This is a genomic window from Candidatus Vallotiella sp. (ex Adelges kitamiensis) (genome assembly GCF_020342435.1).
Lineage (GTDB): Bacteria > Pseudomonadota > Gammaproteobacteria > Burkholderiales > Burkholderiaceae > Mycetohabitans.
Window position 1 is genome coordinate 1,069,772 of record NZ_CP080504.1, and the last position, 14,741, is coordinate 1,084,512.

The 14,741-nt window shown below is 42.1% G+C and carries 10 protein-coding genes and 1 tRNA gene; 10 read left to right on the forward strand and 1 reads right to left on the reverse strand.

Annotated features, from left to right (window positions below; all coding sequences use genetic code 11):
- Positions 1-26 precede the first annotated feature (26 nt).
- The 9 genes from atpB (at position 27) to K0T93_RS04050 (ending at position 11,037) form a co-directional block, all read left to right on the forward strand.
- Positions 27-875 carry a F0F1 ATP synthase subunit A gene (atpB, locus tag K0T93_RS04010; protein WP_225721384.1) on the forward strand — a complete coding sequence of 283 codons (849 nt, stop codon included), beginning with the start codon at positions 27-29 and terminating at the stop codon, positions 873-875.
- Between the two features lie 61 nt (positions 876-936).
- Positions 937-1,206 (forward strand): F0F1 ATP synthase subunit C, encoded by a 270-nt coding sequence (gene atpE / locus K0T93_RS04015; protein WP_225721385.1) that lies wholly within the window; start codon positions 937-939, stop codon positions 1,204-1,206.
- Positions 1,207-1,331: 125 nt separating this feature from the next.
- Positions 1,332-1,802, forward strand: a complete 471-nt coding sequence (locus tag K0T93_RS04020) for a F0F1 ATP synthase subunit B (protein ID WP_225721386.1) — start codon at positions 1,332-1,334, stop codon at positions 1,800-1,802.
- Between the two features lie 2 nt (positions 1,803-1,804).
- The gene (locus tag K0T93_RS04025) at positions 1,805-2,341 is read left to right on the forward strand and encodes a F0F1 ATP synthase subunit delta (RefSeq protein ID WP_225721387.1); all 537 of its coding nucleotides are present in this window, start codon (positions 1,805-1,807) and stop codon (positions 2,339-2,341) included.
- A 67-nt stretch (positions 2,342-2,408) separates the two neighbouring features.
- Complete coding sequence (atpA, locus tag K0T93_RS04030; RefSeq protein WP_225721388.1) at positions 2,409-3,950, forward strand: F0F1 ATP synthase subunit alpha; 1,542 nt, start codon at positions 2,409-2,411, stop codon at positions 3,948-3,950.
- A gap of 79 nt (positions 3,951-4,029) precedes the next feature.
- Positions 4,030-4,911, forward strand: a complete 882-nt coding sequence (atpG, locus tag K0T93_RS04035; protein WP_225721389.1) for a F0F1 ATP synthase subunit gamma — start codon at positions 4,030-4,032, stop codon at positions 4,909-4,911.
- Positions 4,912-4,977: 66 nt separating this feature from the next.
- Positions 4,978-6,369, forward strand: coding sequence for a F0F1 ATP synthase subunit beta (atpD, locus tag K0T93_RS04040; RefSeq protein WP_225721390.1), 1,392 nt, complete (start codon positions 4,978-4,980; stop codon positions 6,367-6,369).
- Between the two features lie 76 nt (positions 6,370-6,445).
- On the forward strand, positions 6,446-6,871 hold the full coding sequence (locus tag K0T93_RS04045; RefSeq protein WP_225721391.1) for a F0F1 ATP synthase subunit epsilon: 426 nt from the start codon (positions 6,446-6,448) through the stop codon (positions 6,869-6,871).
- A gap of 1,871 nt (positions 6,872-8,742) precedes the next feature.
- A complete protein-coding gene (locus K0T93_RS04050) occupies positions 8,743-11,037 on the forward strand; it encodes a primosomal protein N' (protein ID WP_225721392.1) in 2,295 nt (764 codons plus the stop codon).
- 1,600 nt (positions 11,038-12,637) lie between these two features.
- Here K0T93_RS04050 and K0T93_RS04570 read toward each other — a convergent pair.
- Positions 12,638-12,727: a UvrD-helicase domain-containing protein gene (locus K0T93_RS04570; protein ID WP_225721814.1), complete on the reverse strand. Its 90-nt coding sequence runs from the start codon at positions 12,725-12,727 to the stop codon at positions 12,638-12,640.
- Between the two features lie 1,470 nt (positions 12,728-14,197).
- Here K0T93_RS04570 and K0T93_RS04060 point away from each other — a divergent pair.
- A tRNA-Arg gene (locus K0T93_RS04060) sits at positions 14,198-14,273 on the forward strand.
- The last annotated feature ends 468 nt before the right edge of the window (positions 14,274-14,741 follow it).

Genomic DNA, 14,741 nt, shown 5'->3' on the forward strand with positions numbered 1-14,741 from the left:
TTTTTGATTTACTAGGTTGACACGTCATGGTTGCTAGCGTACGAATGAATCCGGATCCGTCCGAGTATATTCAACATCACTTGCAAAATTTTGCATCAAAGCAGCAAACTTCGATTCTCGATTTCTCAATTATTAATATTGACACACTGTTTTGGTCTATTTTTATGGGCCTGATTACGATCGTGATATTGGCTCTTGCTGCTTGTACGGTGACGCCAGATGTTCCGAGCCGCTTTCAATGCGCAATTGAAATGTTAGTCGAGATGGTTGAAAATCAATCTAAAGCTATTGTATATGGCAATCGCCGCTTTATTGCGCCACTAGCGCTGACCCTATTCCTCTGGGTTGCGTTAATGAATTCTCTAGACTTTATTCCGGTCGATCTACCCGGAAGCCTTATCCATTGGATTGGCCTATCAAATATTATTCCACATCATAGACTTGTCCCAACTGCTGACTTAAACGGCACCTTAGGTATTGCCCTTGGCGTGCTTGTTCTAATGTTGTATTACAACGTCAAGATAAAAGGGTTTAAGGGCTTTGTACGTGAACTTATATCGGCTCCATTTGGGCCAAATCCGTTGCTTTGGTTGCCAAATCTTTTGCTTAATATAATAGAGTTGCTCGCGAAAACCGTTTCGCTCGGTATGCGATTGTTCGGGAATATGTATGCAGGCGAACTGTTGTTCTTGCTAATAGCGCTGCTAGGCAGCATATGGGGCTTTGGTGCGGACACAACGGTGCTCGGCTTTATTGGTCACGTGCTTGCTGGCAGCATATGGGCAATTTTTCACATCCTAATTGTATTATTACAAGCTTTTATTTTTATGATGCTAACGCTTGTTTACCTTGGCCAGGCACATGAATCTCACTAAGGCCCTATAAGCCTAAAAAATTTGAATTTCAAATTCATAAGTCTTTTAAAAAGGAGTGATTATGCAAGCTTTCATCGCTAACATCCAAGGTCTGACCGCTATTGGTATCGGCATCATTATCGGCTTAGGTGCAATCGGTGCCTGTCTAGGTATCGCGTTAATGGGTGGTAAGTACATTGAAGCATGCGCGCGCCAGCCGGAATTAATAAATCCGTTACAGACTAAAATGTTTCTACTTGCAGGTTTAATCGACGCGGCATTTCTAATCGGTGTCGGTGTAGCTATGCTGTTTGCGTTTGCAAATCCATTACTATCGAAGCTTACTGGATAAGGTATTTGATTAAATACGCGCTGCTTAAATACACTGCGTGTTAAGCAACGGGTGAAAGCTTCGATAAATTCTCGAAAATATGCCCGCCTTTAATTCCGGAAAGCTATAGTTGTTAAGGAAACACCGTGAATCTAAACGCAACTTTGATTGCACAAATGTTTGTGTTCCTAATCCTTGCATGGTTCACGATGAAGTTCGTTTGGCCACCGTTGATCAGTGCGCTTGATGAACGTACGAAAAAAATCGCCGATGGGCTTGCTGCCGCCGATAAAGGTAAGATGGAGTTTGAGGCGATACACAAACAGATTGAACAAGAATTAATGAATGTTCGTAATGAAGGGCAGCAGCGCATCGCGAAGGCAAAAGAATGCGCTCTAATCATGGCTGATGAGATTAAGCGCAACGCGCAATCTGAAGCAGTAGATATTATTAGACAAGCAAAAATAGAAGCAGAGCAACAAGTGATTAAGATCCGAGACACGTTGCGTAAAGATGTTGCTGTATTAGCAGTCAAGGGTGCTGAACAGATCTTGAAACGCGAAATTGACCAGAACACGCATGCTGCAATACTGAATAAGCTGAAAGCCGAACTCTAACTATGCCTGAACTAGTAACCATCGCTCGTCTGTACGCTGAAGCTCTATTAGATATTGCATCAACTGATCGCACTGCATGGCTTGCATTAGTACAGGAGTTATCTCAGGTTGCGAGTCTCCCCGAGGTTCTCTTGATTGTGTCGAGCCCAAGGATTAAATGTCAACAGATTGCAGATCTTCTTCTTTCCGAATTACAGTCACCGTTAAAAAGCGCGTCTTCTGCAAAAAACTTCGTTCAGATTCTAGTAGAAAACCATCGGGTTCAGTTGTTACCCGAAATTTCCGCCCAATTCATTGCATTGAATAATACTCAGGCAGGTTTTACTGATGTAACTATTGAAAGTGCGTTTTCGATCGATGAGGAGGGGCTTTTTGAGCTAGTCGCAGCGCTTGAACACAAGTTTAAGCGTAAGCTAAAACCGGTAATGCAACTCAATCCCACGCTGATCGGCGGAGTGCGGGTAACAGTAGGTGATGAAGTGCTTGATGCCTCCATCCATGCGCAGCTTGCAGAGATGCAAGCTGCATTGATTGCATAACTAAACTATGATCCGGCTATATCAAGCTAACGTTGCCGTGCAACGGCATTAAATATCGGGAGTGATTATGCAAATTAACCCCTCTGAAATCAGTGAGCTAATTAAGAGCCGGATCCAGGGACTAACAGCTAATACTGATATCCGAAATCAGGGAACTGTAATATCTGTGGCAGATGGTATTGTCCGCATCCATGGTCTTTCTGATGTGATGCAGGGCGAAATGCTAGAGTTTTCTAGTAATACCTTTGGCCTAGCACTAAGTCTGGAGCGCGACTTGGTCGGGGCAGTAATTCTCGGTGAATTTGAACATATCTCCGAAGGCGATACAGTTAAGACAACAGGTCGAATCCTCGAGGTGCCGATCGGTCCGGAGCTAATTGGGCGAGTCGTTAATGCACTGGGCTACCCAATTGATGGAAAAGGTTTGATCAACGCGAAGAGCACCGATGCGATTGAAAAGATCGCCCCTGGAGTAATCTGGCGCCAGTCGGTATCTGAGCCAGTTCAGACGGGTCTGAAATCGATTGATTCAATGGTTCCAATTGGTCGCGGTCAGCGCCAGCTTATTATCGGCGATCGGCAAACTGGCAAAACCGCCCTAGTCCTTGATACGATCATTAACCAGAAGGATAAAAACCTAACGTGTATTTATGTCGCGATCGGCCAGAAAGCGTCATCGATTATGAACGTTGTTCGAAAGCTCGAGGAGCATGGGGCAATGGACTACACTATTGTAGTGGCTGCATCAGCATCTGATTCTGCTGCGATGCAATTTATCGCGCCGTATGCCGGTTGTACGATAGGCGAATACTTTCGTGATCGTGGTGAAGATGCGCTAATTATCTATGACGACTTGACAAAGCAAGCATGGGCATATCGGCAAATCTCATTATTGCTACGCCGTCCACCAGGCCGAGAAGCATATCCAGGTGATGTGTTCTATCTTCATTCGCGTTTGCTTGAGAGAGCGGCTCGTGTGTCCGAAAAATATGTAGAAAAATTTACCCGCGGCGAAGTAAAAAACAAGAGTGGATCACTGACTGCGCTACCAGTTATTGAAACGCAAGCTGGTGATGTAACTGCGTTTGTGCCAACTAATGTTATCTCAATTACTGATGGCCAGATCTTCCTGGAGACTGATTTGTTCAACGCTGGTATTCGTCCAGCGATCAACGTCGGTATTTCCGTGTCTCGAGTTGGTGGAGCAGCACAAACGAAAGTGATTAAGAAACTATCTAGTGGAATTCGTACTAATTTAGCGCAATATCGTGAGCTTGCGGCGTTTGCGCAATTTTCGTCGGATCTAGACGCGGCGACCCGAAAGCAGCTTGAGCGTGGCCGTCGTGTTACGGAACTACTTAAGCAACCGCAGTATCAGCCGCTGCGGGTTTATGAACTGGCGATCGCACTGTTCTCTGCGAATAATGGTTACTTAGATGATTTAGAGGTAAATAGTATTTTATCCTTTGAAAAGAGCCTTAATGAGTTCCTTCAGATTAACTATGCTGCCGTAATTAAGCGTATCGAAGACAACAAAAATTTAACGCAAGATGATGAAGCTGCGCTACATGTGGCAATCAAGAGCTTTAAGAAATCTAACACCTCCTAATCTAGGAGGTGCGGATAGAATGCAGTTTACATAGTGCTTTGTCACGATTAGCTGCGCTGTTTCGGATAAGGAATAGGCAATGGCTGGAATGAAAGAAATCCGAGGTAAGATTAACAGCGTGCAGAACACGTGTAAGATAACAAAAGCCATGGAGATGGTTGCTGCATCGAAGATGCGACGTGCGCAAGAACGTATGCGAGCAGCACGCCCGTACGCTAATAAAGTTCGAGATATCATCGCACATATGAGCGAGGCAAATCCAGAATATCGTCACCCTTTCATGGTGAAAAACGAGCGGGCACAAACAGCGGGCCTTATTGCGGTAACGACTGATAAAGGCCTATGTGGCGGCATGAATACAAACATGTTACGTGCGATAGTACAGAAGTTTAAAGACCTCGCCGCACACGGTATTCAAATAGAATCAACCGCAATCGGTAGTAAAGGTATTGCTTTATTAAACAGCTTTGGCAGTAAGATCTTGTCCCAGGTCACACATCTAGGCGACACTCCGCACTTAGAGCAGTTGATAGGTGCGATAAAGATTCAACTTGATCGATATTCTCAAGGTGAGTTATCGGCAGTGTATCTAGCTTATACACGTTTTATTCATACGATGAAGCAAGAGCCGATAATCGAACAACTATTGCCACTAACTAATGAACGCTTCGATAAGCGGATAGAGGATACTACACCAAATACGTTATGGGGCTATATCTACGAGCCCGATGCACAGTTAGTGATTGATGATCTAATGGTCCGTTATATAGAGACTCTCGTGTACCAAGCTGTCATTGAAAATATAGCGTCTGAGCAGTCAGCACGCATGGTAGCGATGAAGGCGGCATCTGACAATGCGAAAACGGTTATTAACGATCTCCAGCTTGTCTACAACAAGAGCCGTCAGGCGGCTATTACCAAAGAACTATCCGAGATCATCGGCGGTGCGGCAGCAATCTAGGCATTTTACACAGTTAAAGCCCTGAACCACTTACTTAGAAAGAATTAAGTATCTAAAGGAAATACAATGAGTACTAATGCTTTAGTAGAGGGCAAGATCGTACAGTGCATCGGTGCCGTTATTGATGTCGAGTTCCCGCGTGAGCAGATACCGAAGATTTACGACGCTCTAATTCTAGAGGGCAGTGATCTAACGCTCGAAGTTCAGCAGCAACTTGGTGATGGCATTGTACGCACAATCTGCCTAGGATCATCTGAAGGTTTACGTCGTAGGTTAATAGTCAAGAATACAGGTAATCCGATCACCGTGCCAGTTGGTATGCCGACTCTCGGTCGGATTATGGATGTACTGGGCCGGCCAATTGATGAGGCAGGCGAGATTTCTCGTGAAAATACACGATCAATTCATCAGAGAGCACCGGCATTCGATGAATTATCTCTATCAACAGAGTTGCTTGAAACGGGCATTAAAGTAATCGACTTAATTTGCCCCTTTGCAAAAGGAGGGAAAGTAGGGTTGTTTGGTGGTGCTGGTGTAGGCAAGACGGTAAATATGATGGAGTTAATCAACAACATTGCAAAGAAGCATGGGGGTTACTCTGTATTCGCAGGCGTAGGTGAGCGTACTCGTGAAGGGAACGACTTTTACCATGAAATGAAGGACTCAAACGTTCTGGATAAAGTCGCGCTAGTGTACGGGCAGATGAACGAGCCACCAGGTAACCGTCTACGCGTAGCGTTGACAGGCCTGACGATGGCTGAGCACTTTCGTAATGAAGGTCGCGATATTCTATTCTTTATCGATAACATATACCGATTTACTTTAGCCGGTACAGAAGTATCTGCCTTGTTAGGGCGGATGCCATCCGCAGTAGGTTACCAGCCTACGCTCGCCGAGGAAATGGGCAAGCTTCAAGAACGCATTACGTCAACAAAAACTGGTTCGATTACTTCGGTTCAAGCTGTATACGTTCCAGCAGATGACTTAACTGATCCATCTCCAGCGACTACGTTCGGTCACTTAGATGCTACAGTTGTACTGTCCCGTGACATTGCTTCACTAGGTATTTATCCGGCGGTTGACCCACTAGATTCAACATCACGGCAGGTCGATCCAAACGTGATTGGCGAAGAGCACTACAAAATAACGCGAAGTGTTCAGCAAACGCTGCAACGTTTCAGGGAGCTACGTGATATTATTGCGATTCTCGGTATCGATGAGCTATCGCCAGAAGATAAGCTAACAGTAACTCGTGCTCGTAAAATTCAGCGCTTTCTGTCACAGCCGTTCCATGTAGCAGAAGTATTCACGGGATTGCCTGGAAAGTATGTGCCGCTGAAGGAAACGATCCGTGGATTTAAAATGATTGTTAACGGCGAATGTGATCATATACCAGAACAGGCGTTCTACATGGTAGGCTCGATCAACGAATCTTTCGAGAAGATAAAAGGTATTTAATTTAATGCCTGTATAAAAATATTTTTAGATAGCATTAAGATAATTAAAGCCAATTCTTTTCAGTTTAGAAATAGATATGAAAACTATCAAAGTAGACGTTGTTAACACTGAGGAAAGTGTTTTTTCGGGACATGCCAGATTCGTTTCTCTTCCGGGCGAAGTAGGTGAGTTAGGCATTCTAGCTGGCCATACTCCACTCATCACACGTATTCGACCGGGCTCTGTACGTATCGAGGACGAGAATGGCGATTCGCAGTTCGTGTTTGTTGCCGGCGGCATCCTTGAAGTGCAACCTAGAGCAGTGACAGTGCTCGCAGATACTGCGATTCGCAGTACAGAATTAGATGAGATAAAAGCCGAACATGCATATAAAAGCGCCAAAGAGGTCCTAAAGAATACCGACTCAAATACTGAATATGCTTCAGCTCAAGCTGAGCTAGCCTACGCTACCGCTCAGCTGGCAGCTATCGCGCAACTGCGATGTCGAAACCGAAAGTATTGATTTGAATATCAACGTGGCAAATTCCTATCAAAAATAGTGAATATTAGAGAGATTTTTGAGTGTATAAGTTGCGTCTTCATTTTAATTATATTAAATACTATAATTAAATCTCAAATTTAATTAAAAGTATTCTTAATGTATTAAGATTATTTAAAATGTTCCAAAGATGCAACAGAACAGAAATAAATAATAACACCTATGCTCTCGGACCTCTGGTGAAAACGTTTGGGATAACTAATCGTCTCATATTTTGTTACGTTAAGAATTAATATTATTCATTGCACTAGTTTTTTATGGAAAATTTTTCTAATTGTTACATATCTAAAAGATATTATACACTGAACATAATAACCTTTTTGGGCTATATTGTTATAATTAGCTCTATTTTAGACAGATGCGTAGTATAGCTTATGCGATGACACTCCAGTGCAAAAAGCATAGCTATTTTATAGTACAATTAGATTAGGAATGCGATTAGCTAGTGCTACTACTTATTGGAAAGTGCGGGCTTTATTTCACATGTAACAGGTACGATTTTCTGAGGTTATGTTATGTTAATTGTTATGTGTAAGTAGATTTCTTGATATTTTTTGTGTTTCTAGTAGAATAATTACTAGATAATGTGCGCGCTCTATGTTTAAAGCAATAGCTTTCTCTAAAATAGAGAAAACAAGCTGTTATTTATCATCCGGAAAAGTTTCTCCATATGATTAAGTATCTCGATTAACCAATATAACATCATATCCGCTAATCGCTACGCATTTGATGTACAGGTTCTGTATTAGTTTATAAAGACTTTATTCTGTAATAGAACTTTGAGTCAAATATACCCCTAGCAAGGAATCTACTCTTCGCGATTATATTCGAACTCAAGCTAGCATACCTTAGCTGGTAGTATTGTAGTCGATGAGATTCGAAGCTAGAACATTATTCAGTGATGCTAATCCGGTACGAATTCTAATAGCTACCAGCTTGTTTACTTGATCACTTATAAGTGTATATTATTTTATCAAAGATAAAAGCAATGGCTTTATATCACGAATTTATGCTATATGCCGTAACTTTATGTTATAGTTAGCTCGCCATAAGCTAACGCATAAGTTTTTTCTGATTATTGGTATACATGAATTTTCGCCTAAACGCAAAAGGGAAATAATATCGATACTTAGGCTAAGGTAAATTTGTTAGTTTTTTACTAAAATAGTATATCTATAATTGTCTTGGCTCTCAAGAGAGATAATAACAAACATATTCGTGATTTTTTTATAAAATGCAGTAGTCAGCGACCTGAAACTATGTTGTGCACAAAACTAACTAGTGTCTTACATCTATAATAATAACTTGAGACCAAGTATTTACTTCAAAATAGGGTATCGAAATTCACGTCTAGTACAGGCGGTAAGAGCATGAGTTATAAAGCACATTAGATTAGTACAGCCGAGTGATGCTGGGTGGAAAACTACTTTGTACTGTACAGTACAAAGTTGATAGTGAACATTCGGATTTACTACATAGCGAAGCTACTGTGACTTATAGTTGGTCTACTTATACACATCTCTTTGGTACACTGTATATTTTAGAGTATAAAGCTAGTATAACACACTGATTATTTTGTAAGTCTTTGATCTTTAAATTAGAATAATTTCTTCAACTCAACTCTAAATTTCATCTCAACGGGCGCAGCTAGACCTATTCTATAGGCGAGAATCATATTTTTACACAAAGTTATCAACAGGATACTAAGTTGAGATAAATTTTATAATTAATTTAAAGTTTAGCGATAATTCTATCGCTTTTTAATCTTTTTTGTCTTTTTATTAAAAATACTGTACTTTGCGATCTCACTTTTTTATGGTGACCGCCACCGACACATGATCTATGCAACTGAGCAATACGTCAGAGTTGCTCTGGACTGTCCATGTTCGACACTGTACGATTATCGCTGGGTCCTGCCATTACAGCCGCTGCCTGGTATGCTTGTCCAAGTGCAATTTGGTCGCCGGAAAACAGTAGGGCTTGTTATTGAGGTTGTCGCTACGACTGACGTGCCACAGAATCGATTGAAAAATGTTCAAAATACGTGTACCGGTTGTTCTCCGCTCAATAAAGACTGGCTTCACTTTATTACTTTGGCTGCGAAGTATTATCAGCGCAGTTGCGGGGAAGTAGCGCTGTCAGCGTTGCCTCTAGCATTGCGTGATGCCGCTCGTTGGCCTGGGTTATTTGCCCGACAGTTAATTTACCAATTAACAGAAGCTGGACGCAATAATTTGCCGAATATATTACCATCTCGAGCAACAGGGGCAAGACGGCTTGCCCAAGCATTTTTGCAGGCGGACATGCTAGACGCAGCTGATGTCCGAGCTCTTTATTCTAGAGCCGTCGTAACGATTGAACAGTGGAGGGAGCTCGGATGGGTGCGTGTTCAGCAACGTGACTCTGCCGAAGCATCAGGAATAAGTGGCATAACCCATTTAATGGGAAAAGAGGAATATACCAATATTGTATCACCATTAAATCAGTGTGTGGGGTTTAATCTAAATTCTGAACAGCATGCGGCTGTCGAGGCAATTGACGCCGCACGTAGCTTTGTATCATTTGTGTTATATGGCGTGACAGGCAGTGGAAAAACCGAAGTATACTTACATGGATTAGCTGATTTGTTTATTCGCTTGCCTGCTTCACAGGCCTTAGTAATGGTACCGGAGATCAACCTGACGCCACAATTCGAATCGGTGTTACGGGAGCGTTTCTCTAGCTGGCCGTCTACTGCTTTTGTAACCTTGCATAGTGCTCTATCAGATGGCCAGCGTGTACAAAATTGGTTAGCAGCCCATAATGGAAAAGCTCGGATTATATTGGGCACACGTATGGCGGTGCTTGCTTCACTGCCGCGGCTAGCGCTGATTATTGTTGACGAAGAACACGAGCCCGCTTATAAGCAGCAAGAAGGACCGCATTACTCGGCGCGAGATCTAGCGGTGTGGCGGGCTAAGCAGTTGGATATCCCCGTCATACTCGGATCAGCTACACCGTCACTTGAAACATGGTGGCATGCATGCGAGCGCTTCCACACAACGCTAGTTTTATCGCGGCGAGCTGCAGGGGATGCGGTATTACCTAAGGTTCGCCTCATTAATATGAAAACGGGAGAAGGGGTAGGTCGTTATCGAGCGGATAGATTATCAATGTCACTTGTTAAGGCTTTAAAAGATTGCTTAGCACGTGGTGAGCAAAGCTTGATATTCTTGAATCGCCGCGGCTATGCGCCGGTTCTGACCTGTAATGCGTGTAGTTGGGTTATGGGCTGTCCGCGCTGCAGCGTATATTTAGTACTACATAAAATAGAGCGGCGTATGCGATGTCATCACTGTGGAGGAGAGAGCTATATTCCACGGGTGTGCCCAAAGTGTGGCAATATCGATTTAGCATCGTTTGGCTCTGGTACGCAGCGTATCGAAGAAGTGCTCAGTACCGTAGTGCCTAGCGCAAGAATACTGCGTATCGATGCCGATAGTACACGGTGTAAAGGCAGTGTACATACCTTATTATCAGAGGTTCACTCTGGCGATATCGATATTCTAGTGGGCACGCAGATGATTGCGAAGGGGCATGATTTTCAGCGGGTCACATTAGTTGGCGTGTTGAATGCGGATACCGCGCTGTTCTCGCATGATTTTCGTGCTGGGGAACGGTTATTTTCCCAATTGATGCAGGTCTCAGGGCGGGCCGGACGGAGGGGTGCTCAGGGCGAGGTATTGATTCAAACTGAGCACACGCGACACCCATTATATACGTCGCTAGTGCGACACGATTACGTAGATTTTGCCGCAGCGGCACTAGCTGAGCGACGTGATGCGCATCTACCACCCTTCGTTTTCCAGGCTTTGTTGCGAGCTGACTCGCATAGTTTAGATAAAACGCTACATTTTCTAAATAGAGCATCTATGATGCTCGCTGCAGTACCGAGTGCTAAGTGCGTAACGTGCTATGATCCAGTGCCTTTAAGTATCGTTAAGGTGATGCACATGCATCGCGCGCAGCTACTACTCGAAAGTACTTCGCGCACAGCACTACAGCGTACACTGCGTGATTGGGTACCGCAGCTGAACACGCTTAAAGGCGTGTATCGCTGGAACATAGAAGTTGATCCTCTAAATATTTAATTTAGCACAACATATCTCTTAGATCTCTCTTCCGGTAGGAGAAATTTATTTGCATTAAAGCTTAACTAAGTTAAAAATCTGAAGAAATATAATAATTACGCTTGCATCAAACGTTGTACAAAAGATAAATATGATAGGCGCTATCAATAAGGTGGCCATCTTCGTAGCGCAATACCCCTTTAGCTAAAGAGATTATTTCGGATAACAAGTGACTTAGTAATATACAAGAGCAGTAGTCATATTTCTATTAATCAGTTAATATTAGGATATACATAATGCGAACCCCGTGATTACTAAAAAGCTCGTCGTGATCAACGGCAAAGCGGGTCTGTGATGCAGTGCACATAAGAATAATCGGACAAGCTTCTAGCGCGTACGCCATCTAACGAGGTTTGTAAACTCGGCCGCTCTGTCATTATTGCATTAACAAGCTACCGGGATCTTCTCAAGATACTTAGCAACAGTAAAATAGTTTTCAGGTTAGGTACAAACGGCTTGCTTTTAACAAATTCAAATTTGAATTTCGGAAAAATTTCTACGTAGCATTTAATTTTATTGTATACGAACTAGGCAGGATTATTATGTAATCCAATACTAAGGCTCAGTATCACTGAGTCAGTGCAGGCAGTAATGCCGTCTTAGAAAAGAGAAATAGACGTAATAAAATGTACATTTCAATACAATAGCGTGTTAGACAGTACATCTTTAATGCATTTAAATCATCTCGATTTTACCCGCTCAGGCATCGCGTATGCAAACTTCTGTTGAATCCCTAGAGATGTATACGTGTTGTGTGTCATTATTATCATTTTGCCCACCTAACTTGTCATCTTCACCAAGTAAAGTCTCTAGATTTGGTCTTGTATTTTTCTTTTAGCCACTTTATAAGCTTAAGAACATTTGCCCATTTAGCTTAGGCCCGTCGATCATCGATCGTATTATACAAGTGTGTTTATAGCAGATAGCTTCTATTAAATCATCCAGCAATGTCGTTGCCGGATCGGTACTAGCTTGCTCTACAATACACCGAATGAAATCGCAGAACATACGAAGCAGCCTACTTGACGCGGTGATAGTCATATCTCGAGGCAGTCTATATGGGCTGACTCGAGAGCGACACTTTTGCTTATCTAGAAAACAAATAGAGTGTTTATAACGTCGTGTTACTTACCCCTGTCGCGGTGTGGTGATCGTGCAGATAAACTTCAGAACGATCGAAGAAAGACTATCTAGCCAAAGAGCGGGTATGAAATACGCTCTTGGCGTAATACCTGCCCGAATACCCGGGCCTTGAGATTGCTACTATATAGCAGCGAATAGTCTTGAAACTGCACGCGCCATTCGGACTTGTATACTGATAGTCGGAACACTACTGATTTTGCTTCATGTTCTTCATCATTTCATAGCATTATAGCAATAGTATCGCTTATGCTATATTCGGATCATAATTTCCTCTAGAATAGTTTCGAGTTTTGTGTAATTACAGTGTTTTTGCGTTAAGGATATGTACTGTTGATCGGTAGTTTTGCTCAAGTTTAATGTCTCTCAGACGAGGAAAATCTGCTTTCAATTAAGTGAAATTTTCCAATTTTGCGCTACGCTAGCTATAAATCACCCGATCATCATCACCGACTACCGTAAACGCTAATCGCGAGCCAGTAAGTAACTTTAGCAGCTCGTACTGGCAGATATTAGTGTCCTAATACTCATTTACTAGAAAGTAGCGTAGACTATTTTCATGCACTAGTGCATGATGCCAGACCTATTTTATAGGTAATAAAATGAAGTCATCGAAGTTTACTGCCTGATATGCATACAGAGTTGTCATGTAATCGTAAAATACGACCGCTACTTACATCTCGTATTCATTCTGTGTGAGTACGCAGGCCTGTTCCGGCGTGACAATGCTAGTTTTCCATATTGAGATAATTGACTAGGTTTTTCGCATTAGTCCTTTGTTTGTCATACGTATCTATTCTTGAAAAGCATCTGTATGCTAAGTGCAGAAATACGTATACCCATCAGCTGATGGCTGAGCCTTTTCGCCCTTTTCAAGACGTCTCAATGTTTTTACCCACAACAAACTTTTCGGCCTGTTCACGCATTTCGACTACCGATTTATTTGTAAAAGTGAGCGCAGTAATATAATGTAGCTTAAAACTTTTTGTCTGATCAGATGCGCGATCTTATGCGTAATAACACGGTCTGGTCGCTGCCCTAACACCAGCAAGCACAATGCATGGACTGTCACAGTAAATAACTGCCGCTTTGCGGAGGGTTTGGGCGATACATAGAATGATCGGAGAGCGACAACACACCCTGCCGAGAGCGGGGATACTAATATGAACACCGCTCCTTAGATAACCCCGGCGCAGCACCCATCCAGCCTGAAATCTAGAAGAGGCGCGTTGCGTGCGTCATCTGTAACAATTTAGATATTTAGATGCTACTCTATATAGGTATAAAACATCCATGTGATGTATTCGATAGTATACGAGCTGCTTTATAAGTGAGCATCAGCACCTTGATATCCATCATATAATGTGATTAAGTCTCGCGTCTTGCAGCTCTGCTGAGTAGGCAATGCGTCGGAGATGCGTAAGCATTAGTCGTTACTATTGTAAGTATGCAGTAGTATACGACGATAAAAAACTCTTTATTAAAATCATCATTTCCAAAACTAATGTATAGGTATTACGTTGTCATAACTAAAAAACGTATAACACGCTCTATGAGTATTCAGCTAGAAACGACTTAAGTGGTAAGCTTTCTTGCATTCTTAATTTGAGTTTTAATCATTACTATATCGTGTCTTCTCTTTAAGAGAGAAATCCCAATTAAGTATCATATAAATGAAGGATATATTATTTAAACTGTTAAAACTTTATATTTATTGCCGCCTCTAGGATAGAGTAGCAACCCTTATTAAAGTAGATTGCCCTCCTACAATTAGCAGCACAAGTACACCAATCTAAATGCTTTATCTAATATCGTTTCACGTATTAAGAATCTGAGGGAGTGGGTGGGTATATATAGGGAATGTATGGGAAAAGTGGGAGCCGGAGAGTAGTATTTCTCACATATTAAATAGACAATACAGTTCAGATAGCTTATAGTTTGAAGCTTATTTCTAATTACGCTTCACAGCTATTAAATAAAAGCGCCCGTAGCTCAACGGATAGAGTACTGCCCTCCGAAGGCAGGGGTTGCTGGTTCGATCCCGGCCGGGCGCACCAGGCAGATGGCTGTTTATAGCCATTTATACCTTATTAAACTATATATCCAAAGAGTATGTAGCTGTTATTACTGGCAGTCAGCAGCATTTCACTTATTGCCGATAAATTTTTCTATTATAGATATAATAAAGCTCTTGAATCTTCTATTAGTTAAATGCTACTAATAGCGCTACAAACCATAAGACTTTTATCTGACAAGTTTATTAAGTACCCATATTTACAGAGATTTAAACACAAGTAAGCGATACCTTTCTAATAAATTAGAAAGGTATCGAGGAAGTTTACAGGAGCTAGTTAGATGCAGGTCCAACGAGATGTAGAGATACGTAAGAAAGCTGCCGCTATCAAGCATTTTCAGCTATTTCTTAACTTGCATCCGGTGCAGAAATAAGTGTTATGGATTTATACTTGGTAACTATCTATATATAAAGTTATCGACATTATTTGGTGTGCAAGCCGTAGAAAATA

What these genes read in the sequence shown, in the direction of transcription:
- atpB (WP_225721384.1), top strand. Translation starts at nt 27, where the DNA reads ATGGTTGCTAGCGTACGAATGAATCCGGATCCGTCCGAGTATATTCAA.
- atpE (WP_225721385.1), top strand. Translation starts at nt 937, where the DNA reads ATGCAAGCTTTCATCGCTAACATCCAAGGTCTGACCGCTATTGGTATC.
- K0T93_RS04025 (WP_225721387.1), top strand. Translation starts at nt 1,805, where the DNA reads ATGCCTGAACTAGTAACCATCGCTCGTCTGTACGCTGAAGCTCTATTA.
- atpA (WP_225721388.1), top strand. Translation starts at nt 2,409, where the DNA reads ATGCAAATTAACCCCTCTGAAATCAGTGAGCTAATTAAGAGCCGGATC.
- atpG (WP_225721389.1), top strand. Translation starts at nt 4,030, where the DNA reads ATGGCTGGAATGAAAGAAATCCGAGGTAAGATTAACAGCGTGCAGAAC.
- atpD (WP_225721390.1), top strand. Translation starts at nt 4,978, where the DNA reads ATGAGTACTAATGCTTTAGTAGAGGGCAAGATCGTACAGTGCATCGGT.
- K0T93_RS04045 (WP_225721391.1), top strand. Translation starts at nt 6,446, where the DNA reads ATGAAAACTATCAAAGTAGACGTTGTTAACACTGAGGAAAGTGTTTTT.
- K0T93_RS04050 (WP_225721392.1), top strand. Translation starts at nt 8,743, where the DNA reads ATGATCTATGCAACTGAGCAATACGTCAGAGTTGCTCTGGACTGTCCA.